This is a genomic window from Parabacteroides sp. KHUB-03, from assembly GCF_056640975.1.
In genome coordinates, this window is the sequence record NZ_CM153257.1 from 560,437 (window position 1) to 581,725 (window position 21,289).

The window sequence follows — 21,289 nt, forward strand, 5'->3', positions numbered from 1 at the left end:
CTATGTATGTTCACTGTCTGTGTTTTTGCACAGGCAAGTGATAGTATTCCTCCTAAAACGACCAAGGTTTTTTTGGAGCATACTAATACTTTATCGTATGATAAAGAGGTGAATGCCGATGCTCAGGTGCTGGTTGGTGATGTATGCTTCCGCCATGATAGTTCGTATATGTATTGCGATAGTGCTTACTTCTTTGAATCAACTAATTCGCTGGAAGCATTTAGCAACGTTAGAATGGAACAGGGAGATACCCTGTTTGTCTATGGAGATTATCTGTTCTATAATGGAAATACGGAAATTGCTTATCTGCGCGATAATGTCCGTATGGAAAACGGGCAGGTCACGTTGTTTACCGACAGTCTTAATTATGAACGTATTCCGGATATAGGCTATTACTTTGAGGGAGGGATGATTGTAGATTCCCTGAATCAATTATCCTCTTTTTACGGACAATATTCACCGGCTACGAAACTTGCCGTTTTTAATGATAGTGTACGTCTGGAAAACCCTCAGTTTACACTTTATTCGGATACGCTGCATTATAATACAATGTCTAAAATTGCTACAATATTAGGCCCGTCTGTTATAGTATCGGATAGTGGTACTATTTATTCTTCCCTTGGTTGGTATGATACGGTAAATAACACCTCTTTGCTGTTGGATAATTCCCAGGTTGTTTCAGGTGACCGGATTTTAACGGGAGATTCAATTGCTTATAATCGCGAAATCGGCTTTGGTGAAGTTTTCGGAAATATGAGTTTGCAGGATACGATAAAGAAGATTACTCTGGAAGGCCAATATGGTTATTATAATGAAACGACCGGATATGCTTTCGCTACAGATAGTGCTCGGATGCTGGAATATTCGCAGGGTGATACATTATATTTACATGCCGATACGTTGCAAATGGCAACAATAGATTCCGTCTACCGTGAGATTAAAGCATATTACGGTGTTCGTTTTTACCGTACCGATATGCAGGGTGTCTGTGATTCCATGCAGTTTAATACGCGTGATTCTGTATTATATATGTATAATGATCCGATTTTGTGGAATGAGCAGTACCAGATATACGGAGATACGATTCTGATTTATATGAACGACAGTACAATTGACTATGCACACGTGAGACAATTTGCGTTTGCGGTTCAATATGTCGATTCTTCTTATTATAACCAATTGAAAGGGAATGACCTGAAAGCTTATTTTGAAGGGCAGGCTGTCCGGCAAATAGATGTTGCAGGGAATGCGGAATCTATTTTTTATCCTCTGGAGAGTGATGGAGCTATGGTGGGAATGAACCAGACCCAAAGCGGCTTTATAACTATATGGGTAAAAGATAATAAATTGGAAAGGTTGAAATTAACACCAGCATCTCAGGGTACGCTTACCCCGATTCCGGACCTGAAACCTGATCAAAAAACATTAAAAGATTTCTATTGGTTTGATTATATCCGCCCTAAAAACAAGGATGATATTTATCAGGTGGTGAAAAGAAAAGTTAATGAAGCACCCAGAAGAAATAATAAATTTGTACATTAGCGAAGTTTTCACAATGTAATTCAATTAAACATGGCACTTTTCTCATTTTATAATGTGCGTAAACCGCGTCAGTTTGAACATAAGCCTATTTATTGGGATCCTCACAGAGAGGCTATGCAAGAACGTGTGAGTAAAATCAAACGTGAAATGGGAATGGAAGAACCTCTTGAGGAATATAAGCCGCAGATAAAGGGCAGTTTTGTTGAAGGCACTTCCCATTTGAAAAAGAGCATGGACAAAGGAGTCGATTCTCGGAGTTTGAAATATAGGAATGTAAAACTGCTGGTAGCCTTAGCTGTATTGGCTGCCTTGTTTTGGTTTTTGTTTTGGCAATGAGTGATATAATACATTTGCTCCCCGATAGCATTGCAAATCAGATAGCAGCCGGCGAAGTTATCCAACGTCCGGCTTCTGTTGTTAAAGAATTGGTTGAAAATGCGATAGATGCCGGAGCTGCTAATGTCCAGGTAAACATAAAGGATGCAGGTAGAACCCTGATACAAGTTGTAGATGATGGGAAAGGGATGTCGGAAACAGATGCCAGAATGGCTTTTGAGCGGCATGCCACTTCCAAAATAACTACGGCAGATGATCTTTTTTCGCTCCATACTATGGGATTCCGCGGTGAGGCTCTTGCCTCTATAGCAGCTGTTTCCCATGTAGAATTACGGACAAGAATGCGTGGCTCTGAATTAGGTACACGTTTGGTTTTAGCTGGGTCCGTCGTGCAGGAATCCGAGGCCGACGCTTGTAATGAAGGTTGTATCTTTTCTGTAAAAAACCTGTTCTTTAATGTCCCGGCGCGCAGGAAGTTCTTAAAGTCCAATGAAACGGAATTTCGTAATATCATTACGGAATTTGAACGTATAGCATTGGTTAATCCGCAAGTGTCTTTATCATTGCATCATAATGATACCGAAATATATAATTTACCAGTTTCGGGTCTTCGTCAACGTATTATTAATATATACGGAAAAGCGTTGAACCAGAAGTTGCTTACCCTGGAAGCAGATAGTTCATTGGTTACAATTTCGGGTTTTGTGGGACGACCGGATTCTGCCAAAAAACGAGGCGCGCTTCAATATTTCTTTGTGAACGGGCGCTTTATGAAACATCCTTATTTTCATAAAGCGATAATGCAAGCTTATGACCAGTTGATTCCGGTAGGAGAAATGCCGAATTATTTTGTTTATTTCACTTTAGATCCGGCTACTATAGACGTAAATATACATCCTACTAAAACAGAAATAAAATTTGAGAATGAGCAGCCTATTTGGCAAATCCTGATGGCAGCTACACGTGAGTCTTTGGCTAAATCAAGTGCTATTCCTTCAATTGATTTTGATGTGGAAGATGCAATAGATATTCCCGTATATAATCCGGTACAGGAAAACACAAATTTTAAAGCTCCTCAAATTCAGGTAAACTCCAGTTATAATCCTTTTGAAACATCTTCGTCCTCATATAAGAGGCCGGAATTTGATTGGGCTAAATTGTATAAAGGTTTTGAAGAAGACCGGGCTTCAGTACAACTCGAACAGACCTCTCTTAATGAATTTCCACAAGAGGAGTTAATTGAAACAAACGTTTCGGATAAGATGTTTGCCGAAACATCCAATCCTTGTTACCAATACAAGGGAAGGTATATTATAACTTCTTTGAAATCTGGCTTAGCATTAATTGACCAGCATAGGGCGCATGTACGTATTCTGTTTGATCGGTATTTGGATAATTTACGTCAACAAAAAGGGGCGTCTCAGCAGGTGCTATTTCCGGAAATTATTGAATTTTCAGTAGCCGAGGCTGCAATATTGCCTACTTTATTAGATGATCTTCATTCGATAGGGTTTGATCTGAGTAATTTGGGAAACGATAGTTATGCCATTAATGGGCTTCCTTCCGGATTGGAGAATGTAGCCCCATTGACTCTATTACGGGATATTGTAGACCGTGCTATAGAAGTCGGTTCGGAGATAAAAGAAGAGATCCGTAAGACAATAGCATTGTCTTTGGCTAAAGCAGCTGCTATCCGTCCGGGTAAGTCGCTTTCAAATGAAGAAATGGATCATTTGATTGCCACACTTTTTTCTTCTCCGGAGTCTAATCTTACACCAGATGGCAAGACGATCATATCAATGCTTACAGATGATGAATTAGAGAAACGTTTTAAATAAGTTTGTTTTACTCTATTGTAGTTGGTATAGGTGTTTGTCTTGCGCATGTTTGCCGACTCCACTTTGTCACCTTTTGTCACCATCTTCGGGGCTTATCCCCAAATTGCAAAACGATCTAAATTTGGTTATATATTATTGTTTCACATATCATTACACCATTGTCTCGAAATCACACCTATGACGCTTTAGTGCTTCCCGCGAACACTTTTTTATTACTTTTGGCTTGACCCAAAAGTAATAAAAAGGTCAAGGCTACACCGTTCGGGCTACTTCGGCAAAAGACTTCGCTGAACCAGCGGAACTCGCTTCGCTCAGACAGCCGCTGGTTTCGTCGCTGCGTCTTTTACCTGCGTTTAACGCCCGGCCGCTGATGCCGCTAACAAGGGAGCAACGCTCCCTCTATGGATGGCCGATAGAGCCTGTTCTTTTATGGCTTTAGCCAAATCTCTTTCTGGAATTTCTACGCCATATACATGCAATAAACAGCTTATTCAGGCATCAGGGAAAGTGTTTGCGGAAGTGTTAAAATGAAATCCGCATTGACTGTTTTAGGAGTTTGAAAAACGCGTTTGTGTGTTGTAATATTTCTATATTAGTAAATTGTATACTTGTGTGGAATGTCTATAGATAATTTTTCACATTTTGGAATACCCCCTCCTCTGAAGAAAGTGACAGAAGGAGACAAAGTGAACCCTTAAACATCCCTTTATTGAGACTATGATCTGATACTTTTTAGGTAAGCTACTAAATTGAATAAGGTAGACAATTAAACGACAAAGGGTAGGCGATTAAAAAAGGCCGGTACAAATAAAATTGCTGCTATAATGTTCTGTAATACTGAATAAATTCTGTTTTAATTGTTAATTATGTATAAATACTTAAAGGCCTTAACTTGTAGAACGGGAACAAATACGTAACTTTGCACCGTTTTTAGCGCAGATTATATGCAAAAAGTGTGGCAACTAATTGATAGTCCGAATTAAAATGTATATCTTTGCAGCTCAAAATTTGAAAAAAGAGATAATTAAATAATAACACATTCAAAGTTTAAAAAAAGAAAAGAAATGCCTACAATTCAGCAATTAGTTAGAAAAGGAAGGGAAACTTTGGTGGTTAAAGGTAAATCACCCGCATTGGATTCATGTCCTCAGAGACGTGGCGTATGTGTACGTGTGTATACTACAACCCCTAAAAAACCTAACTCTGCAATGCGTAAAGTAGCGAGAGTACGTTTGACAAATGGTAAAGAAGTAAACTCTTACATTCCGGGAGAAGGACATAACTTGCAGGAACACTCAATCGTGTTGGTTCGTGGCGGTCGTGTAAAAGACCTTCCTGGTGTACGTTACCATATTGTTCGCGGTACTTTGGATACAGCTGGCGTGAATGGCCGTACTCAGCGTCGTTCTAAATACGGAGCTAAACGTCCTAAACCAGGTCAGGCAGCAGCAAAAGGGAAGAAGTAATTAATAACCTTCCAGACTGAGAAATTAAATTAAGTATTAAAGCTGGTTTTAGTTATTTGGATAGGCTAGGTTGAGTAAATGGTTCAGCGGAACCGTTGAAGACGATAAAAGAGGCAACCAAAAACAAGATCGAAATTTTTGAAACAAAATGAGAAAAGCAAAACCAAAGAAAAGACAGATCCTGCCGGATCCTGTTTTCGGTGATGTAAAGGTTACGAGATTCGTAAACCATTTGATGTATGATGGCAAGAAGAATACTGCCTTCGAAATTTTTTATTCTGCGTTGGAAAACGTAAAGGCCAAATTGCCTAACGAAGAAAAATCCTCTCTCGAGATTTGGAAAGCTGCGCTCGATAATATTACTCCCCAGGTAGAGGTTAAATCTCGCCGTGTCGGTGGTGCAACATTCCAGGTGCCTACAGAAATCCGCCCGGATCGTAAAGAATCCATTTCAATGAAAAATCTTATCCTGTTCGCTCGTAAGCGTGGTGGTAAGACGATGTCTGATAAGTTGTCTGCAGAGATTGTAGATGCTTTCAATAACCAGGGTGGCGCATTCAAAAGAAAAGAAGATATGCATCGTATGGCTGAAGCTAACCGTGCATTCGCTCACTTCAGATTTTAATTAGCAATTTAAGGAGACAATAAAAAAGATGGCAACAAAAGCTGACGAACAATTAAAATATACCAGAAACATCGGTATCATGGCGCACATCGATGCGGGAAAGACTACGACTTCAGAGCGTATTCTTTTCTACACAGGTCTGACTCACAAAATTGGTGAGGTTCATGACGGTGCTGCTACTATGGACTGGATGGAGCAGGAGCAGGAACGTGGTATTACCATTACTTCTGCTGCTACTACTACTTTCTGGAATTACAATAATGACAAGTATAAAATTAACTTGATTGACACTCCGGGGCACGTAGACTTTACTGTTGAAGTAGAGCGTTCATTACGTATTCTGGATGGTGCCGTTGCTGCTTTCTGTGCTGTAGGTGGTGTTGAACCTCAGTCTGAAACTGTATGGCGTCAAGCTGATAAATATAATGTACCTAGAATTGGTTACGTTAATAAAATGGACCGTTCCGGCGCAAACTTCTTTGAAGTTGTTCGTCAGGTAAAAGATGTATTAGGTGCAAATCCTTGTCCTATTCAGATTCCTATCGGATCAGAAGAAAAATTCCAGGGTGTTGTGGATCTTATCACAATGAAGGCTATTTTCTGGCACGATGAAACTATGGGTGCTGAATATACAACAGAAGAAATACCTGCAAATTTAATGGCAGAAGCGGAGGAGTGGAGAGAAAAAATGCTTGAAACTTTGGCGGAATGCGATGATGCTTTGATGGAAAAATATTTTGATGATCCTTCTACAATTACTGAAGAGGAAATTAAAAAAGCTATCCGTAAAGGTACAATCGCTATGCAGATCAATCCGATGATTTGTGGTTCTTCATTTAAGAATAAGGGTGTTCAGACATTGCTGAATGCTGTTTGTGCATACTTGCCTAGCCCTGCAGATACAGAAGCTATTGAAGGTACAGATCCTAAAGATCCCGAGAAAGTGATCGTTCGCAAACCTCTGTTTGAAGAACCGATGACAGCTCTTGCATTTAAGATCGCAACAGACCCGTATGTAGGTCGTTTGTGTTTCTTCCGTGTTTACTCAGGTTCTTTGCAGGCTGGTTCTTATGTTTACAACTCTCGTTCAGATAAGAAGGAACGTATTTCCCGCTTGTTCCAGATGCATTCAAATAAACAGAATCCGATGGAAGCTATCGGTTGTGGTGATATAGGTGCAGGTGTTGGTTTCAAAGATATCCGTACTGGTGATACACTGTGTGATGAAGCACATCCGATTACACTGGAATCTATGGAATTCCCGGATCCGGTTATCGGTGTTGCTGTAGAGCCTAAAACTCAGAAAGACTTAGATAAGTTGGGCATAGGCTTAGGTAAGTTGGCTGAAGAGGATCCTACATTCCGTGTTCAGACTAACGAAGAAACAGGCCAAACTGTAATTAGTGGTATGGGTGAGCTTCACTTGGATATCATTATCGACCGTTTGCGTCGTGAATTTAAAGTTGAATGTAATCAAGGTAAACCTCAGGTTACTTATAAAGAAGCTATCACAAAATCTGTTGAACTTCGTGAAGTTTACAAGAAGCAATCCGGTGGTCGTGGTAAGTTCGCTGATATTATTGTTCGTGTTGAACCGGCTCCTGCCGACTTTGAAGGAACTTTGCAGTTTGTTGATGAAGTAAAAGGTGGTAACATTCCTAAAGAGTTTATCCCTTCTGTTCAGAAAGGTTTCGAAAAGGCTATGAAGAACGGTATTCTTGCTGGTTATCCGCTGGATAAATTGAAGGTTACTTTGATTGATGGTTCTTTCCACCCGGTTGACTCTGATCAGTTGTCATTTGAAATTGCAGCTATTCAGGCATTCAAGAATGCTTCAGAAAAGGCCGGTCCTGCTTTGATGGAACCGATTATGCAGATGGAAGTTGTGACTCCAGAAGAAAGCATGGGTGATGTGATTGGCGACTTGAATAAACGTCGTGGCCAGGTAGAAGGTATGGAGTCTAGCCGTACAGGTGCCCGTATTGTAAAAGCTAAAGTTCCATTGGCTGAAACATTTGGTTATGTAACAGCTTTGCGTACTATTACTTCGGGTCGTGCAACTTCTTCTATGCAGTTCTCACATTATGCTCAGGTATCTTCTTCTATCGCTAAACAAGTGTTGACAGAAGTTCAAGGTCGTGCTGATTTGATCAAATAATTTAGAAACATATATAATAATATGAGCCAAAAGATCAGAATTAAATTAAAGTCTTATGATTATTCTCTGGTAGACAAGTCTGCAGAGAAGATCGTAAAGACTGTAAAGGCTACCGGTGCTGTAGTAAGCGGTCCTATACCTCTGCCTACACACAAACGTATCTTTACTGTGAACCGCTCAACTTTCGTTAACAAGAAATCTCGTGAGCAGTTCGAACTCTCTTCATATAAGAGATTAATCGATATCTACAGCTCAACTGCTAAAACAGTTGACGCATTGATGAAGCTGGAATTACCCAGTGGTGTTGAAGTAGAAATTAAAGTGTAAGTTAATTAACAATTAGTGAAATGCCAGGATTATTAGGAAAAAAAATCGGAATGACATCCGTTTTCAGTGCCGAGGGAAAAAATCTTCCATGCACTGTTATCGAAGTGGGTCCTTGTGTAGTTACACAGGTTAAGACTTTGGAAAAAGATGGCTATCAGGCAGTACAGTTAGGTTTCGAAGACAAAAAAGAGAAACACACAACTAAGCCGGAAATGGGTCACTTTCAAAAAGCAGGTGTAGCTCCCAAGAGATACTTGGCCGAGTTCAAGAATTTTGAAACTGAATACAAGTTGGGTGATGTAATCACTGTAGATTACTTGGATAATGCAGGTTTCGTAGATGTAATTGGTACATCTAAAGGTAAGGGATTCCAGGGTGTAGTAAAACGCCATGGTTTTGGTGGTGTAGGCCAGACTACTCACGGTCAGCATAATCGTGCTCGTAAACCGGGTTCTATTGGTGCTTGTTCTTACCCTGCGAAAGTATTCAAAGGTATGCGAATGGGCGGCCAGATGGGTAACGAACGTGTAACAGTTCAGAACCTGCAGGTGATCAAGGTAATGCCGGAACATAATCTTTTATTGGTAAAAGGATCTGTTCCAGGAGCAAAAGGTTCAATCTTATTAATTGAAAAGTAATGGAACTGAGCGTATTTAATATTAAAGGTGAAGATACCGGAAGAAAGGTAACTTTGAACGATGCAATTTTCGGCATTGAACCCAATGATCATGCTATCTATTTGGATGTAAAGCAGTATTTGGCTAATCAACGTCAGGGAACGCATAAGTCAAAAGAGAGAAGCGAAGTATCAGGTAGTACACGTAAGCTGATCCGCCAGAAAGGTGGAGGTGGTGCACGTCGTGGTGATATAAACTCTCCGGTATTAGTAGGTGGTGGCCGTGTATTCGGTCCTAGGCCTCGTGATTATGAGTTTAAGTTGAACAAGAAAGTGAAATCTTTGGCTCGTAAGTCTGCATTGGCTTATAAAGTAAAGAATAACGCAATTGTAGTTGTTGAAGACTTCGTAATGGAAGCTCCTAAAACTAAAGAATTTGTAACAATTGCTAAAAACCTGAAAGTGGCTGGTGAAAAGTTGCTTATGGTTTTACCGGAGAAGAATAATTTTGTATATTTGTCGGCTCGTAATTTAGAAAAGGCAAATGTTATAACAGCTTCTGAGCTAAATACATACGGAGTATTGAATGCTGCGAATATGGTTGTTACCGAGAGTTCAGTTGCTGCTATAGAAAAACTTTTTAACGCATAAGGAGTGAAGAGATGGGAATTATTATTAAACCTATAGTAACAGAGAAGCAAACAGCGATTACAGAAAAGATGGCTAATCGCTATGGTTTTCGTGTTTCTCCTGATGCCAACAAGTTAGAGATTAAGAAAGCTGTAGAAGATATGTATAATGTTACCGTAGTTGATGTTAACACCATCAACTACTCTGGTAAATTAAAAAGTCGTTATACAAAGTCTGGTGTGATTAATGGCAAGCAGGCTGCTTTCAAAAAAGCGATCGTAACGTTGAAAGAAGGAGAAACAATTGATTTCTTTAGTAATATCTAAAAAAAGAAATGGGAATACGTAAATTAAAGCCCACAACACCGGGGCAGAGACACAAAGTTATTGGTGCATTTGATAAAATCACTGCAAGTACACCAGAGAAGTCTCTTGTAACAGGTAAGAAGAGTTCAGGTGGTCGTAACAACACAGGTAAGATGACAATGCGTTATCTTGGTGGTGGCCACAAACAGAAGTACAGATTTATCGATTTCAAGAGAAACAAAGATGGCATTCCTGCAACAGTAAAGTCTATCGAGTACGATCCAAACCGTACTTCACGTATTGCTTTATTGTATTATGCTGACGGAGCAAAGAGCTATATTATCGCTCCGAACGGCTTGGAAGTTGGCCAAACAGTGGTTTCAGGTAGCGATGCCGCTCCTGAGGTAGGTAATACTTTGCCTATGGCAAATATTCCCGTTGGTACTATTATTCACAACATTGAGCTTCGTCCTGGACAGGGTGCTAAAATGGTACGTTCTGCAGGTGCATTTGCTCAGCTGACATCTAAAGAAGGTGCTTATGCAATCATAAAGATGCCTTCTGGTGAAACAAGAAAGATTCTTGCAGCTTGTAAAGCTACAATTGGTGCGGTAGGCAATTCAGACCATGGTCTTGAAAAATCAGGTAAAGCCGGTCGTTCTAGATGGTTAGGTCGTCGTCCTCGTAACCGTGGTGTTGTTATGAACCCGGTTGATCACCCAATGGGAGGTGGAGAAGGTCGTGCTTCCGGAGGTCATCCTAGATCTCGTAATGGCTTATATGCTAAGGGCTTGAAGACAAGAGCTCCGAAGAAACATTCTTCAAAATATATTATTGAAAGAAGAAAGAAATAATCTGATTAATTAAGTAAACTATGAGTCGTTCGCTAAAAAAAGGCCCGTATATTAATGTAAAGCTTGAAAAGAAAGTGCTGGCTATGAATGAGTCCGGTAAGAAAGCTGTCGTTAAGACGTGGGCAAGAGCTTCAATGATTTCGCCTGATTTTGTAGGCCATACTATTGCAGTTCACAATGGAAATAAATTTATTCCTGTTTTTGTAACCGAAAATATGGTAGGTCATAAGTTGGGAGAATTTTCTCCTACGCGTACTTTCCGTGGTCACGCCGGTAACAAGAAGAAATAATATCGGTAGTAACAGGAATTCAGGAATCTGAAAATAAAAAGAATCGAATAAAATGGGTGCTAGAAAAAGAATATCAGCTGAAGCAAGAAAAGAAGCCCAGAAGACCATGTACTTCGCAAAATTGCGTAATGTGCCGACTTCTCCCCGCAAGATGCGTCTCGTTGTAGACATGATCCGCGGTATGGAAGTATTCCGTGCACTTGGTGTTTTGAAGTTTTCTAATAAGGAAGCTGCAGCAAGAGTAGAAAAATTGCTTCGTTCAGCTATTGCCAATTGGGAACAGAAGAATGAACGTAAAGCAGAAACTGGAGAGTTGTGTGTTTCTTCTATTAGCGTAGATTGCGCTACTACATTGAAGAGAATGCGTCCTGCTCCTCAGGGAAGAGGTTATAGAATTCGTAAACGTTCGAATCATGTAACTCTGTTTGTTGATACACTTAGTAAAAACGATAGTCAAAATTAATTGTAGATGGGACAAAAAGTTAATCCGGTTAGTAATCGTTTAGGAATCATCCGTGGTTGGGATTCCAATTGGTATGGCGGCAAAAATTACGGAGATACTTTGTTAGAAGATAGCAAGATCCGTAAGTATTTGAATGCCCGTCTTGCAAAAGCTAGTGTATCTCGTATCGTTATTGAACGTACGCTTAAGTTGATTACAATTACAGTTTGCACATCACGTCCTGGTATTATCATCGGTAAAGGTGGTCAGGAAGTTGATAAGTTGAAAGAAGAGTTGAAGAAGATCACAGACAAAGAGGTTCAAATAAACATCTTTGAGGTGAAAAGACCTGAATTGGACGCTGTTATTGTTGCAAACAATATTGCTCGTCAGCTTGAAGGAAAAATTGCTTACCGTCGTGCTATTAAGATGGCAATAGCCTCTACCATGAGAATGGGTGCCGAAGGTATTAAAGTGCAAGTCTCTGGTCGTTTGAACGGTGCTGAAATGGCACGTTCTGAAATGTATAAAGAAGGAAGAACTCCGTTGCACACATTCAGAGCTGATATTGATTATGCTTTGGCTGAAGCGTTGACAAAAGTAGGGTTGATCGGTGTTAAGGTTTGGATCTGTCGTGGTGAAGTTTATGGAAAGAGAGATTTGGCTCCTTCATTCACTGCATCAAAAGACTCAGGTCGCAGAAACGAAAATGCCGGAGGCAGCAGAGAGAAAAACTTCAAGAGAAAGAAAGCTAATCGTTAAACGTTAGAATTTAATAGAGATGTTACAACCGAAAAAGACAAAGTTCAGAAGACAGCAGAAAGGCCGCATGAAGGGCGAAGCTCAGCGCGGTAATCAGTTGGCTTTTGGTTCTTTTGGTATAAAGTCATTAGAAAATAAATGGATTACCGGTCGTCAGATCGAAGCTGCCCGTATTGCTGTAACTCGTTATATGCAACGTCAGGGTCAGGTTTGGGTTCGTATCTTCCCGGATAAACCGATCACTAAGAAGCCTGCCGAAGTACGTATGGGTAAAGGTAAAGGTAATCCTGAAGGGTTCGTTGCGCCTGTTACTCCAGGTCGTTTGATTTTCGAGATCGAAGGTGTTCCTTTTGATATCGCTAAAGAAGCTTTGCGCTTAGCTGCACAAAAGCTTCCGGTGACAACGAAGTTTGTTGTGAGACGTGATTATGACATGCAAAATCAAAATGCGTAATTGTTATGAAGATTGCAGAAATTAGAGAATTAAGCACAAAAGAATTGCTTGAAAGAGTAGATGCCGAGGTTGCAGCCTATGATCAAAAGGTAATTAACCATAGCATTTCTCCTATGGATAACCCTGCTCAGATTAAACAGCAACGCAGGATGATTGCGCGCATGAAAACAGAATTGCGCCAGAGAGAACTTAACAACAAATAATTGAGCCTGATGGAAACTAGAAATTTAAGAAAAGAAAGAACGGGCGTGGTTACTAGCAACAAAATGGATAAGAGTATCACTGTTGCTATTAAATGGAAGGAAAAACACCCCATTTATGGTAAGTTCGTTAACAAAACGAAGAAATATCATGCTCACGACGAAAAGAATGAATGCAACATTGGCGATACTGTAAAAATTATGGAAACTCGTCCTTTGAGCAAAACAAAAAGATGGAGATTAGTTCAAATAATCGAAAGGGCTAAGTAACATGATACAACAAGAATCTAGATTAGTAGTAGCTGACAATAGTGGTGCAAAAGAAGCTTTATGTATCCGCGTTTTAGGTGGAACAAGAAAGCGTTATGCCACTGTAGGTGATGTGATTGTAGTAGCAATTAAGAGTGTAATACCTGCTTCTGATGTTAAGAAGGGTGCTGTTTCTAAAGCTATTATTGTTCGCACTAAAAAAGAAATCCGCCGTCCAGATGGATCTTACATCCGTTTTGATGATAATGCATGTGTATTGCTGAATGCTGGTGGGGATATCCGTGGAAGCCGTATTTTTGGTCCGGTTGCCAGAGAACTTCGTGCAACTAACATGAAAATTGTATCACTTGCACCTGAAGTGCTTTAATATTGTAAAGTTTAAAGTAATGAGTAAATTACATATCAAAAAAGGCGATATAGTATTTGTTAATACCGGCGAGGACAAAGGTAAAACTGGACGTGTTTTACAAGTGCTTGTAAAGGACAATCGTGCAATTGTTGAAGGTATTAATATGGTATCAAAGCATACCAAGCCTAATGCAAAGAATCCTCAGGGAGGAATCGAAAAGAAAGAAGCTCCTGTTCATATTTCTAACCTTAATGTAGTTGACCCTAAATCAGGTAAGCCAACTCGTATTGGTCGTAAGTTGAATGCTGAAGGTGCTTTAGTGCGTTATTCAAAAAAATCAGGGGAGGAAATTAAGTAATGAGCAATACTGCCAGTCTTAAGAAAGAATATCAGGACAGAATTGTTCCTGCTTTGACAAAAGAGTTTGGATACAAAACAGTGATGCAGGTTCCTGTATTAAAGAAAATAGTTATTAATCAGGGCTTAGGTCTCGCTGCTGCTGATAAAAAAATCATTGACATCGCAATTAGCGAATTGAGTGCTATTACTGGTCAGAAAGCCGTAGCAACGGTTTCTAAGAAGGATATCTCAAACTTTAAGTTGCGTAAGAAAATGCCGATTGGTGTAATGGTGACATTACGTCGTGAGCAGATGTATGAATTCTTGGAAAGACTCGTTCGCGTGGCTCTTCCACGTATTCGAGACTTTAAGGGGATTGAAAGTAAATTGGACGGAAGAGGCAATTATACTCTCGGAATTGAAGAACAAATCATTTTCCCTGAAATAAATATTGACAATATTACTAAAATATTGGGAATGAATATTACCTTTGTGACCTCTGCGAAAACAGATGAAGAAGGTTATGCTCTCTTGAGAGAATTTGGATTGCCTTTTAAAAATGCAAAAAAAGACTAAGTAGTTATGGCAAAGGAATCAATGAAAGCCCGCGAGGTGAAAAGAGCAAAGCTTGTAGCTAAATATGCTGCTAAAAGAGCAGAATTGAAAGCAGCTGGAGACTATGAAGCTTTACAGGCTTTACCAAAGAATGCTTCTCCTGTACGTTTGCACAATCGTTGCAAAATTACAGGTCGTCCGAAAGGTTATGTACGCCAGTTCGGAATTTCTCGTATTCAACTGCGTGAAATGGCATCTCATGGTTTAATCCCGGGGGTAAAGAAAGCAAGTTGGTAAGAGTTTTTTAGTTTAAATATTGTCCGGGTGGCCGGATCAATTTAATTATTTTATATATGACAGATCCTATAGCAGATTATTTGACAAGATTGCGTAATGCAATTAAAGCGAAGCACAGAGTTGTTGAAGTGCCGGCGTCAAATTTAAAGAAAGAGATCACTAAGATCCTTTTCGACAAGGGTTACATTCTTAATTTTAAGTTTGTAGAAGATGGTCCTCAAGGAACAATTAAAATTGCCTTGAAGTATGACCTCGTAAACAAAGTAAATGCAATCAAGAAACTTGAGAGAGTTTCTACTCCAGGTTTGCGTAAGTACACTGGTTACAAAGAAATGCCGAGAGTATTGAATGGTCTAGGTATTGCTGTTCTTTCTACTTCTAAAGGTGTGATGACAGACAAAGAAGCCCGCGATTTAAAGATCGGCGGTGAAGTATTATGTTATGTTTATTAATTAGGAGGAAAGAAGAATGTCAAGAATAGGAAAATTACCAATTCAGGTACCAGCCGGTGTTACGGTTACAATCAAGGGTAATGTAGTAACAGTAAAAGGTCCAAAGGGAGAACTTGCACAGGAAGTAAATCCTGATATTAAAGTTTCTTTGGAAGATGGTGTAATCCACTTAACCCGACCGACAGATGAGAAAAACCATCGTGCACTTCACGGTTTATACCGTTCTTTAGTTCACAATATGGTTGTTGGTGTATCAGAAGGTTACAAGAAAGAACTTGAATTAGTCGGTGTTGGTTATCGTGTTGCAAATACAGGTCAGTTACTGGACCTTTCTTTAGGTTATACACATAATATTTATTTGTTGTTGCCGAAAGAAGTAAAAGTTGAGACTAAATCAGAGAGAAATAAGAACCCTCTTATTATCCTTGAATCAGCTGACAAACAATTGATAGGTCAGATTTGTGCTAAGATTCGCTCATTCAGAATGCCAGAACCTTATAAAGGTAAGGGTATTAAATTCGTGGGTGAAGAAATTCGCAGAAAGTCTGGTAAGTCAGCAGGTAAGTAATCTACGTAAACTGAAATTATCATGACAACGAAGGAAGAAAGAAGACTAAAGATAAAAAAAGGCGTACGCGGTAAGATTTCAGGTACTACTGAACGTCCACGCTTGACTGTGTTTAGAAGCAATAAGCAAATCTACGCACAGGTTATAGATGATACTACAGGTAAAACAATTGTGGCAGCTTCATCTTTGAAAATGGATTTAAAGGCTCCGAAAAAAGAAGTGGCAGCGAAAGTTGGTGAAATGATAGCAAAGAGTGCTTTGGAAGCTGGTGTTCAGACTGTCGTTTTTGACCGTAACGGTTACCTGTATCATGGGAGAATTAAAGAATTAGCAGATGCTGCACGTAACGGCGGCCTTAAATTTTAATGAAGATGGCAGGAGTTAATAATAGAGTTAAATCAACCAACGACTTAGAGTTGAAGGACAGATTGGTTGCAATCAACCGTGTAACTAAAGTTACCAAAGGTGGACGTACCTTTAGTTTTGCTGCTATTGTTGTAGTAGGAAACGAAGATGGTATTGTTGGTTGGGGCTTAGGTAAGGCCGGTGAAGTAACAACAGCTATCGCTAAAGGTGTTGAAGCTGCTAAAAAGAACTTGATTAAGGTTCCGGTTCATAAAGGTACCATACCTCATGAACAATTAGCAAAGTTTGGTGGTGCTCAGGTTCTTATCAAGCCAGCTTCACATGGTACTGGAGTTAAAGCTGGTGGTGCTATGCGTGCTGTATTGGAGAGTGTAGGTATAACTGACGTTTTAGCAAAGTCTAAAGGTTCTTCAAATCCTCATAACTTGGTGAAAGCAACAATTGCTGCCTTGAATGAGTTGAGAAGTCCGTTGGCTGTTGCACAGAACAGAGGTATTTCAGTAGAAAAAGTGTTTAGAGGTTAATTAGGGAGGATACAAGTTATGGCAACTATTAAAGTTAAACAGACAAAGAGTAGAATTAAATGCCCTAAAGACCAAAAGAGAACACTAGATGCTCTTGGTTTAAGAAAGATGAATCAGGTAGTAGAACATGAAGCTACTCCATCTATTCTGGGTATGGTTGAAAAAGTGAAACACTTGGTTTCAGTAGAAAAGTAATAATTGATTGAAAAAATAAATTATACGATATGAATTTATCAAATTTAAAACCTGCTGAAGGATCTACTAAGACCAGAAAAAGAATCGGCCGTGGTCCGGGTTCAGGATTAGGAGGAACTTCTACAAGAGGTCATAAAGGAGCAAAGTCTAGATCTGGTTATAAAAAGAAGATCGGTTTTGAAGGAGGTCAGATGCCTATTCAAAGACGTTTGCCTAAATTCGGTTTCAAGAATATTAATCGTGTAGAATATAAAGCTATCAATATTTCAACACTGCAACAGATGGCTGAAACTCAGCAGTTGACTAAGATTGGTGTTAATGAATTGATCGAAGCTGGTTTTATTTCTACATCTCAATTAGTTAAAATTCTTGGTAATGGAAGCTTAACTGCAAAATTGGAAGTTGAGGCTCATGCTTTTTCTAAGAATGCTGAAGCTGCTATTCAAGCCGCAGGTGGAACTGTTGTTAAACTCTAAGTCATGAGAGCAGTTGAAACAATAAAAAATATCTGGAAGATTGAGGATCTGAGAAATCGGATCCTCACCACTCTTTTATTAGTAGCTATATATCGCTTCGGAACATATGTGGTGCTTCCCGGTATTGATCCTAAAGCGTTGACTGCTTTACAAGAGCAGACACAGGGCGGATTGCTTGCACTGTTGGATATGTTTTCAGGAGGTGCTTTTTCTAATGCATCTATCTTTGCATTGGGAATTATGCCGTATATTTCCGCATCAATTGTTATGCAGTTGTTAGCTATTGCAGTTCCTTCTTTCCAGAAATTACAGAGAGAAGGTGAGAGTGGTCGTAGAAAAATTAATCAGTGGACTCGTTATTTGACAGTTGCTATTTTATTATTCCAAGGTCCTACGTATCTTGTGAATTTAAGTGTGCAATTGAGAGCTGCAGGTGCAGCTTTGCCTCCGGGTATATGGTTTACACTTTCTTCTACGGTTATTTTAGCTGCAGGCAGTATGTTTATCTTATGGCTAGGTGAAAGAATTACGGATAAAGGTGTTGGAAATGGTATTTCATTTATCATCTTGGTTGGTATTATAGCTCGTCTACCACATTCTTTGTTCCAGGAATTTATTTCAAGAACAAGTGAAAAAACAGGTGGTTTGGTTATGTTCTTGTTTGAAATGTTGTTCTTATTACTTGTTATTGCTGGAGCTATTTTGTTAGTACAAGGTACTCGTAAAGTTCCGGTTCAATATGCAAAAAGAATAATTGGAAATAAACAGTATGGCGGTGCAAGACAGTATATCCCTCTAAAGGTTAATGCTGCTAATGTTATGCCTATCATTTTTGCTCAGGCAATTATGTTTATTCCTATTTCAATCGTTGGTTTTTCTCATACTGGCGAAAGTAGTGGTTTTTGGGCTGCCTTTATGGATAATTCAGGATTTTGGTACAATTTTGTATTTGCAGTACTAATTATCTTGTTTACTTATTTCTATACGGCAATTACAATCAATCCGACTCAGATGTCTGATGACTTGAAGAGAAACAATGGATTTATTCCGGGTGTTAAGCCTGGCAAACATACCAAAGATTATTTGGATACTATAATGGATCGTATTACTTTACCAGGTGCATTTTTCTTAGCATTAGTGGCTATTATGCCAGCTTTTGCCAGAATTGCCGGTGTAAGTATGGCGTTCTCCCAATTCTTTGGTGGTACATCTTTGTTAATTTTGGTTGGTGTAGTGTTAGATACATTACAACAAGTAGAAAGTCATTTGTTGATGCGTCATTACGACGGTTTGTTGAAATCAGGAAGAATTAAAGGACGTTCAGGCTCTGTAGCCGCGTATTAATAGAATGATCTATTTAAAAACAGATGAAGAGATAGAGTTGATGCGTGCTGCAAATCAACTGGTGGGTAAGACGCTTGGCGAATTGGCCAAACATATAGCTCCTGGTGTAAGTACGCTTCATCTTGATAAAGTTGCTGAAGAGTTCATTAGAGATAATGGTGCAGTTCCGGCATTTTTAGGATATGGAGGATTTCCTGCTTCTATATGTGCTTCTGTAAACGAACAGGTGGTGCATGGAATCCCTTCTGCAAAAGCGATTTTAAAAGAAGGTGATGTGATTTCTGTAGATTGTGGAACTTTTTTGAACGGGTTTGTTGGTGATTCTGCATATACTTTTTGTGTAGGAGAAGTTGCTCCCGAGGTAAAAGCTCTGTTGAAAGCAACTAAAGAATCACTGTATTTAGGTATTCAACATGCTATTGAAGGTCGGCGTTTAGGTGATATAAGCCATGCAGTACAATCTTATTGTGAGTCGAAGGGTTACTCTGTTGTCAGAGAGCTTGTAGGTCATGGTTGTGGACGTAAGATGCATGAAGAACCTGAAGTTCCTAATTATGGTCGTCCGGGTTGTGGCCCATTGTTACGTAGTGGAATGTGTATTTGCATTGAACCTATGATCAATATGGGAAGCAAAAATGTCGTTTTTGAAAAAGATGGCTGGACAGTCCGGACAAAGGATCGCAAGTGTTCTGCTCATTTTGAACATTGTATTGCAATTCGTCCTGATGGACCTCAGATTTTATCCTCATTTGAGTTTTTAGAAGAAGTTTTAGGTAATAACGCAATTTAATTTGAATTGATTTTATATGGCTAAACAGTCAGCAATTGAACAAGATGGAGTTATTGTAGAAGCATTGTCAAATGCAATGTTTCGTGTAGAATTAGAGAACGGACATGAAATTACTGCTCATATCTCGGGGAAGATGCGTATGCATTATATCAAAATTCTTCCTGGAGATAAAGTAAGAGTTGAGATGTCTCCGTATGATCTATCGAAAGGTAGAATTGCTTTTAGATATAAATAAAAAATAATAAGATATGAAAGTAAGAGCATCTTTAAAAAAGCGTACTCCTGAATGTAAAATAGTAAGAAGGAAGGGACGCTTGTACGTAATTAACAAGAAAAATCCTAAGTATAAACAACGTCAAGGATAATTTATTATTTTTGCAAAGTAAATATTAGTAAGTAATATGGCTATAAGAATAGTTGGTGTAGACTTGCCACAAAATAAAAGAGGAGAAATTGCCTTGACTTATATCTATGGTATTGGTCGTAGTGCAGCAAACTCAATTTTGACAAAAGCAGAAATTGATCGTGATATCAAAGTTAAAGACTGGACAGATGATCAGGCTGCAAAAGTACGTGAAATCATTGGTGCTGAATATAAGGTGGAAGGTGATCTTCGTTCTGAAGTTCAATTGAACATTAAGCGTTTAATGGATATAGGTTGCTACAGAGGTGTACGTCACCGTATTGGTTTGCCTTTGAGAGGACAGAGTACAAAGAATAATGCTCGTACTCGTAAGGGTAAGAAGAAAACTGTTGCAAATAAGAAAAAAGCTACTAAATAATAAGAGTTAATATGGCAAAAAAAACAGTCGCAGCAAAGAAGAGAAACGTAAAAGTTGACGCTTACGGTCAAGCTCATATTCATTCTTCTTTTAATAACATTATTGTGTCTCTTGCCAATAGCGAAGGTCAGGTTATCAGCTGGTCTTCTGCAGGTAAGATGGGATTCAGAAGTTCTAAAAAGAATACCCCTTATGCCGCTCAGATGGCAGCACAAGATTGTGCTAAAGTAGCTTATGATCTTGGTTTGAGAAAGGTGAAAGTATTCGTGAAAGGACCGGGTAACGGACGTGAGTCTGCTATCAGAACTATTCATGGTGCAGGTATTGAAGTAACTGAAATTGTTGATGTTACTCCGCTTCCTCACAATGGTTGTCGTCCTCCTAAAAAGAGAAGAGTATAATTAATTAGTTTCTTGAACATTGAATCCGGAATTGTGAATAGATTGCATATTGACCTTATCCTCTCTGTAATCGCGGCTGCACGGTTCCAGATTCACACAGAACATTTAAAACAATAAAAAAATGGCAAGATATACTGGACCAAAAACAAGAATTGCCCGTAAATTTGGTGAGGCTATATTCGGACCGGATAAAGTTCTTTCTAAGAAGAATTATCCTCCGGGACAGCACGGAAATTTGAGAAAAAGAAAAACTTCTGAGTACGGCATTCAGCTTCGTGAGAAACAAAAAGCAAAATACACTTATGGTGTATTGGAAAAACAATTTAGAAACCTGTTTGATAAGGCTTCTCGTTCAAAGGGTATTACCGGTGAAGTGTTACTTCAATTATTGGAAGCTCGTTTGGATAATGTTGTTTATCGTTTGGGTATTGCACCGACAAGAGCTGCTGCACGCCAGTTAGTTTCTCACCGCCACATTACAGTGGATGGTAAGGTTGTAAATATCCCTTCTTATACTCTTAAAGCCGGTCAGGTTATTGGTGTTAGAGAAAAATCTAAATCTATGGAAGTTGTAGTTGATGCTTTATCTGGTTTCAATCACAGCAAATACCCATGGATTGAGTGGGATCAGTCATCTTTAAGCGGAAAATTACTGCATCTGCCTGAAAGAACTGATATTCCTGAAAACATTAAAGAGCAGTTGATCGTAGAATTGTATTCTAAATAATAATTGATT

Annotated in this window: 34 protein-coding genes; all 34 read left to right on the forward strand. The window is 39.2% G+C overall.

Translation table 11 applies throughout. The annotated features are described in order from the left end of the window. Positions 1-6 precede the first annotated feature (6 nt). The 34 genes from ACYIB7_RS02250 to rpsD all read left to right on the forward strand — a co-directional run bounded on the left by ACYIB7_RS02250 (position 7) and on the right by rpsD (position 21,280). On the forward strand, positions 7-1,542 hold the full coding sequence (locus ACYIB7_RS02250; RefSeq protein ID WP_480338437.1) for an OstA-like protein: 1,536 nt from the start codon (positions 7-9) through the stop codon (positions 1,540-1,542). A gap of 30 nt (positions 1,543-1,572) precedes the next feature. Further along, positions 1,573-1,878 (forward strand): hypothetical protein, encoded by a 306-nt coding sequence (locus ACYIB7_RS02255; RefSeq protein WP_099463578.1) that lies wholly within the window; start codon positions 1,573-1,575, stop codon positions 1,876-1,878. Then, entirely contained in the window at positions 1,875-3,716 is a 1,842-nt protein-coding gene (gene mutL / locus ACYIB7_RS02260) for a DNA mismatch repair endonuclease MutL (RefSeq protein ID WP_480337984.1), read from the forward strand. The genes ACYIB7_RS02255 and mutL overlap by 4 nt, the downstream gene beginning before the upstream one ends. Positions 3,717-4,780: 1,064 nt before the next feature. After that, positions 4,781-5,182: a 30S ribosomal protein S12 gene (gene rpsL / locus ACYIB7_RS02265; protein ID WP_099463574.1), complete on the forward strand. Its 402-nt coding sequence runs from the start codon at positions 4,781-4,783 to the stop codon at positions 5,180-5,182. A 148-nt stretch (positions 5,183-5,330) separates the two neighbouring features. Next, positions 5,331-5,807, forward strand: coding sequence for a 30S ribosomal protein S7 (rpsG, locus tag ACYIB7_RS02270; RefSeq protein WP_099463573.1), 477 nt, complete (start codon positions 5,331-5,333; stop codon positions 5,805-5,807). A gap of 28 nt (positions 5,808-5,835) precedes the next feature. Next, positions 5,836-7,965 (forward strand): elongation factor G, encoded by a 2,130-nt coding sequence (gene fusA / locus ACYIB7_RS02275; protein ID WP_103983867.1) that lies wholly within the window; start codon positions 5,836-5,838, stop codon positions 7,963-7,965. 21 nt (positions 7,966-7,986) lie between these two features. Then, positions 7,987-8,292, forward strand: coding sequence for a 30S ribosomal protein S10 (gene rpsJ, locus ACYIB7_RS02280; protein WP_005634728.1), 306 nt, complete (start codon positions 7,987-7,989; stop codon positions 8,290-8,292). Between the two features lie 20 nt (positions 8,293-8,312). Beyond that, on the forward strand, positions 8,313-8,930 hold the full coding sequence (gene rplC, locus ACYIB7_RS02285; RefSeq protein WP_099463571.1) for a 50S ribosomal protein L3: 618 nt from the start codon (positions 8,313-8,315) through the stop codon (positions 8,928-8,930). Continuing rightward, a complete protein-coding gene (gene rplD, locus ACYIB7_RS02290; RefSeq protein ID WP_103983866.1) occupies positions 8,930-9,559 on the forward strand; it encodes a 50S ribosomal protein L4 in 630 nt (209 codons plus the stop codon). The genes rplC and rplD overlap by 1 nt, the downstream gene beginning before the upstream one ends. A gap of 11 nt (positions 9,560-9,570) precedes the next feature. Further along, positions 9,571-9,864 (forward strand): 50S ribosomal protein L23, encoded by a 294-nt coding sequence (gene rplW / locus ACYIB7_RS02295; RefSeq protein WP_099463569.1) that lies wholly within the window; start codon positions 9,571-9,573, stop codon positions 9,862-9,864. A gap of 8 nt (positions 9,865-9,872) precedes the next feature. Next, a complete protein-coding gene (gene rplB, locus ACYIB7_RS02300; RefSeq protein ID WP_099463568.1) occupies positions 9,873-10,697 on the forward strand; it encodes a 50S ribosomal protein L2 in 825 nt (274 codons plus the stop codon). A gap of 20 nt (positions 10,698-10,717) precedes the next feature. Continuing rightward, positions 10,718-10,987 (forward strand): 30S ribosomal protein S19, encoded by a 270-nt coding sequence (rpsS, locus tag ACYIB7_RS02305; protein ID WP_005634738.1) that lies wholly within the window; start codon positions 10,718-10,720, stop codon positions 10,985-10,987. Between the two features lie 52 nt (positions 10,988-11,039). After that, positions 11,040-11,450, forward strand: a complete 411-nt coding sequence (gene rplV / locus ACYIB7_RS02310; protein WP_099463567.1) for a 50S ribosomal protein L22 — start codon at positions 11,040-11,042, stop codon at positions 11,448-11,450. 6 nt (positions 11,451-11,456) lie between these two features. Continuing rightward, positions 11,457-12,191 carry a 30S ribosomal protein S3 gene (gene rpsC, locus ACYIB7_RS02315; protein WP_099463566.1) on the forward strand — a complete coding sequence of 245 codons (735 nt, stop codon included), beginning with the start codon at positions 11,457-11,459 and terminating at the stop codon, positions 12,189-12,191. Positions 12,192-12,210: 19 nt separating this feature from the next. Then, entirely contained in the window at positions 12,211-12,645 is a 435-nt protein-coding gene (rplP, locus tag ACYIB7_RS02320; protein WP_005853976.1) for a 50S ribosomal protein L16, read from the forward strand. 5 nt (positions 12,646-12,650) lie between these two features. Then, positions 12,651-12,848, forward strand: a complete 198-nt coding sequence (gene rpmC, locus ACYIB7_RS02325) for a 50S ribosomal protein L29 (RefSeq protein WP_099463565.1) — start codon at positions 12,651-12,653, stop codon at positions 12,846-12,848. 9 nt (positions 12,849-12,857) lie between these two features. Continuing rightward, positions 12,858-13,115, forward strand: a complete 258-nt coding sequence (gene rpsQ, locus ACYIB7_RS02330) for a 30S ribosomal protein S17 (RefSeq protein ID WP_009859539.1) — start codon at positions 12,858-12,860, stop codon at positions 13,113-13,115. Between the two features lies 1 nt (position 13,116). Next, on the forward strand, positions 13,117-13,482 hold the full coding sequence (gene rplN, locus ACYIB7_RS02335) for a 50S ribosomal protein L14 (protein WP_005853982.1): 366 nt from the start codon (positions 13,117-13,119) through the stop codon (positions 13,480-13,482). A 19-nt stretch (positions 13,483-13,501) separates the two neighbouring features. Further along, a complete protein-coding gene (gene rplX / locus ACYIB7_RS02340; RefSeq protein ID WP_099463564.1) occupies positions 13,502-13,822 on the forward strand; it encodes a 50S ribosomal protein L24 in 321 nt (106 codons plus the stop codon). Then, on the forward strand, positions 13,822-14,379 hold the full coding sequence (gene rplE, locus ACYIB7_RS02345; RefSeq protein ID WP_099463563.1) for a 50S ribosomal protein L5: 558 nt from the start codon (positions 13,822-13,824) through the stop codon (positions 14,377-14,379). The genes rplX and rplE overlap by 1 nt, the downstream gene beginning before the upstream one ends. A gap of 6 nt (positions 14,380-14,385) precedes the next feature. After that, on the forward strand, positions 14,386-14,655 hold the full coding sequence (gene rpsN, locus ACYIB7_RS02350) for a 30S ribosomal protein S14 (RefSeq protein ID WP_005634756.1): 270 nt from the start codon (positions 14,386-14,388) through the stop codon (positions 14,653-14,655). A gap of 56 nt (positions 14,656-14,711) precedes the next feature. Next, positions 14,712-15,107, forward strand: coding sequence for a 30S ribosomal protein S8 (gene rpsH, locus ACYIB7_RS02355; RefSeq protein WP_005634758.1), 396 nt, complete (start codon positions 14,712-14,714; stop codon positions 15,105-15,107). Positions 15,108-15,123: 16 nt separating this feature from the next. Beyond that, entirely contained in the window at positions 15,124-15,675 is a 552-nt protein-coding gene (gene rplF, locus ACYIB7_RS02360; protein WP_103983865.1) for a 50S ribosomal protein L6, read from the forward strand. 21 nt (positions 15,676-15,696) lie between these two features. Continuing rightward, positions 15,697-16,041, forward strand: coding sequence for a 50S ribosomal protein L18 (gene rplR / locus ACYIB7_RS02365; protein ID WP_099463561.1), 345 nt, complete (start codon positions 15,697-15,699; stop codon positions 16,039-16,041). A 5-nt stretch (positions 16,042-16,046) separates the two neighbouring features. Continuing rightward, entirely contained in the window at positions 16,047-16,565 is a 519-nt protein-coding gene (rpsE, locus tag ACYIB7_RS02370; protein ID WP_099464072.1) for a 30S ribosomal protein S5, read from the forward strand. Between the two features lie 18 nt (positions 16,566-16,583). After that, positions 16,584-16,760: a 50S ribosomal protein L30 gene (gene rpmD, locus ACYIB7_RS02375; protein WP_099463560.1), complete on the forward strand. Its 177-nt coding sequence runs from the start codon at positions 16,584-16,586 to the stop codon at positions 16,758-16,760. A gap of 29 nt (positions 16,761-16,789) precedes the next feature. Beyond that, entirely contained in the window at positions 16,790-17,236 is a 447-nt protein-coding gene (gene rplO / locus ACYIB7_RS02380; RefSeq protein WP_099463559.1) for a 50S ribosomal protein L15, read from the forward strand. A gap of 3 nt (positions 17,237-17,239) precedes the next feature. Next, positions 17,240-18,580, forward strand: a complete 1,341-nt coding sequence (gene secY, locus ACYIB7_RS02385) for a preprotein translocase subunit SecY (RefSeq protein ID WP_099463558.1) — start codon at positions 17,240-17,242, stop codon at positions 18,578-18,580. Between the two features lie 4 nt (positions 18,581-18,584). Then, complete coding sequence (map, locus tag ACYIB7_RS02390) at positions 18,585-19,370, forward strand: type I methionyl aminopeptidase (RefSeq protein WP_099463557.1); 786 nt, start codon at positions 18,585-18,587, stop codon at positions 19,368-19,370. A gap of 16 nt (positions 19,371-19,386) precedes the next feature. After that, positions 19,387-19,605, forward strand: a complete 219-nt coding sequence (gene infA, locus ACYIB7_RS02395) for a translation initiation factor IF-1 (RefSeq protein ID WP_005634776.1) — start codon at positions 19,387-19,389, stop codon at positions 19,603-19,605. Positions 19,606-19,618: 13 nt separating this feature from the next. Continuing rightward, entirely contained in the window at positions 19,619-19,735 is a 117-nt protein-coding gene (ykgO, locus tag ACYIB7_RS02400; protein WP_005645768.1) for a type B 50S ribosomal protein L36, read from the forward strand. Positions 19,736-19,771: 36 nt separating this feature from the next. Further along, positions 19,772-20,152, forward strand: a complete 381-nt coding sequence (gene rpsM / locus ACYIB7_RS02405; RefSeq protein WP_099463556.1) for a 30S ribosomal protein S13 — start codon at positions 19,772-19,774, stop codon at positions 20,150-20,152. Between the two features lie 11 nt (positions 20,153-20,163). Then, positions 20,164-20,553: a 30S ribosomal protein S11 gene (rpsK, locus tag ACYIB7_RS02410; protein WP_005634781.1), complete on the forward strand. Its 390-nt coding sequence runs from the start codon at positions 20,164-20,166 to the stop codon at positions 20,551-20,553. Positions 20,554-20,674: 121 nt separating this feature from the next. Next, positions 20,675-21,280, forward strand: coding sequence for a 30S ribosomal protein S4 (gene rpsD / locus ACYIB7_RS02415; protein WP_099463555.1), 606 nt, complete (start codon positions 20,675-20,677; stop codon positions 21,278-21,280). The last annotated feature ends 9 nt before the right edge of the window (positions 21,281-21,289 follow it).

What these genes read in the sequence shown, in the direction of transcription:
- ACYIB7_RS02250 (WP_480338437.1), top strand. Translation starts at nt 7, where the DNA reads ATGTTCACTGTCTGTGTTTTTGCACAGGCAAGTGATAGTATTCCTCCT.
- ACYIB7_RS02255 (WP_099463578.1), top strand. Translation starts at nt 1,573, where the DNA reads ATGGCACTTTTCTCATTTTATAATGTGCGTAAACCGCGTCAGTTTGAA.
- mutL (WP_480337984.1), top strand. Translation starts at nt 1,875, where the DNA reads ATGAGTGATATAATACATTTGCTCCCCGATAGCATTGCAAATCAGATA.
- rpsL (WP_099463574.1), top strand. Translation starts at nt 4,781, where the DNA reads ATGCCTACAATTCAGCAATTAGTTAGAAAAGGAAGGGAAACTTTGGTG.
- rpsG (WP_099463573.1), top strand. Translation starts at nt 5,331, where the DNA reads ATGAGAAAAGCAAAACCAAAGAAAAGACAGATCCTGCCGGATCCTGTT.
- fusA (WP_103983867.1), top strand. Translation starts at nt 5,836, where the DNA reads ATGGCAACAAAAGCTGACGAACAATTAAAATATACCAGAAACATCGGT.
- rpsJ (WP_005634728.1), top strand. Translation starts at nt 7,987, where the DNA reads ATGAGCCAAAAGATCAGAATTAAATTAAAGTCTTATGATTATTCTCTG.
- rplC (WP_099463571.1), top strand. Translation starts at nt 8,313, where the DNA reads ATGCCAGGATTATTAGGAAAAAAAATCGGAATGACATCCGTTTTCAGT.
- rplD (WP_103983866.1), top strand. Translation starts at nt 8,930, where the DNA reads ATGGAACTGAGCGTATTTAATATTAAAGGTGAAGATACCGGAAGAAAG.
- rplW (WP_099463569.1), top strand. Translation starts at nt 9,571, where the DNA reads ATGGGAATTATTATTAAACCTATAGTAACAGAGAAGCAAACAGCGATT.
- rplB (WP_099463568.1), top strand. Translation starts at nt 9,873, where the DNA reads ATGGGAATACGTAAATTAAAGCCCACAACACCGGGGCAGAGACACAAA.
- rpsS (WP_005634738.1), top strand. Translation starts at nt 10,718, where the DNA reads ATGAGTCGTTCGCTAAAAAAAGGCCCGTATATTAATGTAAAGCTTGAA.
- rplV (WP_099463567.1), top strand. Translation starts at nt 11,040, where the DNA reads ATGGGTGCTAGAAAAAGAATATCAGCTGAAGCAAGAAAAGAAGCCCAG.
- rpsC (WP_099463566.1), top strand. Translation starts at nt 11,457, where the DNA reads ATGGGACAAAAAGTTAATCCGGTTAGTAATCGTTTAGGAATCATCCGT.
- rplP (WP_005853976.1), top strand. Translation starts at nt 12,211, where the DNA reads ATGTTACAACCGAAAAAGACAAAGTTCAGAAGACAGCAGAAAGGCCGC.
- rpmC (WP_099463565.1), top strand. Translation starts at nt 12,651, where the DNA reads ATGAAGATTGCAGAAATTAGAGAATTAAGCACAAAAGAATTGCTTGAA.
- rpsQ (WP_009859539.1), top strand. Translation starts at nt 12,858, where the DNA reads ATGGAAACTAGAAATTTAAGAAAAGAAAGAACGGGCGTGGTTACTAGC.
- rplN (WP_005853982.1), top strand. Translation starts at nt 13,117, where the DNA reads ATGATACAACAAGAATCTAGATTAGTAGTAGCTGACAATAGTGGTGCA.
- rplX (WP_099463564.1), top strand. Translation starts at nt 13,502, where the DNA reads ATGAGTAAATTACATATCAAAAAAGGCGATATAGTATTTGTTAATACC.
- rplE (WP_099463563.1), top strand. Translation starts at nt 13,822, where the DNA reads ATGAGCAATACTGCCAGTCTTAAGAAAGAATATCAGGACAGAATTGTT.
- rpsN (WP_005634756.1), top strand. Translation starts at nt 14,386, where the DNA reads ATGGCAAAGGAATCAATGAAAGCCCGCGAGGTGAAAAGAGCAAAGCTT.
- rpsH (WP_005634758.1), top strand. Translation starts at nt 14,712, where the DNA reads ATGACAGATCCTATAGCAGATTATTTGACAAGATTGCGTAATGCAATT.
- rplF (WP_103983865.1), top strand. Translation starts at nt 15,124, where the DNA reads ATGTCAAGAATAGGAAAATTACCAATTCAGGTACCAGCCGGTGTTACG.
- rplR (WP_099463561.1), top strand. Translation starts at nt 15,697, where the DNA reads ATGACAACGAAGGAAGAAAGAAGACTAAAGATAAAAAAAGGCGTACGC.
- rpsE (WP_099464072.1), top strand. Translation starts at nt 16,047, where the DNA reads ATGGCAGGAGTTAATAATAGAGTTAAATCAACCAACGACTTAGAGTTG.
- rpmD (WP_099463560.1), top strand. Translation starts at nt 16,584, where the DNA reads ATGGCAACTATTAAAGTTAAACAGACAAAGAGTAGAATTAAATGCCCT.
- rplO (WP_099463559.1), top strand. Translation starts at nt 16,790, where the DNA reads ATGAATTTATCAAATTTAAAACCTGCTGAAGGATCTACTAAGACCAGA.
- secY (WP_099463558.1), top strand. Translation starts at nt 17,240, where the DNA reads ATGAGAGCAGTTGAAACAATAAAAAATATCTGGAAGATTGAGGATCTG.
- map (WP_099463557.1), top strand. Translation starts at nt 18,585, where the DNA reads ATGATCTATTTAAAAACAGATGAAGAGATAGAGTTGATGCGTGCTGCA.
- infA (WP_005634776.1), top strand. Translation starts at nt 19,387, where the DNA reads ATGGCTAAACAGTCAGCAATTGAACAAGATGGAGTTATTGTAGAAGCA.
- ykgO (WP_005645768.1), top strand. Translation starts at nt 19,619, where the DNA reads ATGAAAGTAAGAGCATCTTTAAAAAAGCGTACTCCTGAATGTAAAATA.
- rpsM (WP_099463556.1), top strand. Translation starts at nt 19,772, where the DNA reads ATGGCTATAAGAATAGTTGGTGTAGACTTGCCACAAAATAAAAGAGGA.
- rpsK (WP_005634781.1), top strand. Translation starts at nt 20,164, where the DNA reads ATGGCAAAAAAAACAGTCGCAGCAAAGAAGAGAAACGTAAAAGTTGAC.
- rpsD (WP_099463555.1), top strand. Translation starts at nt 20,675, where the DNA reads ATGGCAAGATATACTGGACCAAAAACAAGAATTGCCCGTAAATTTGGT.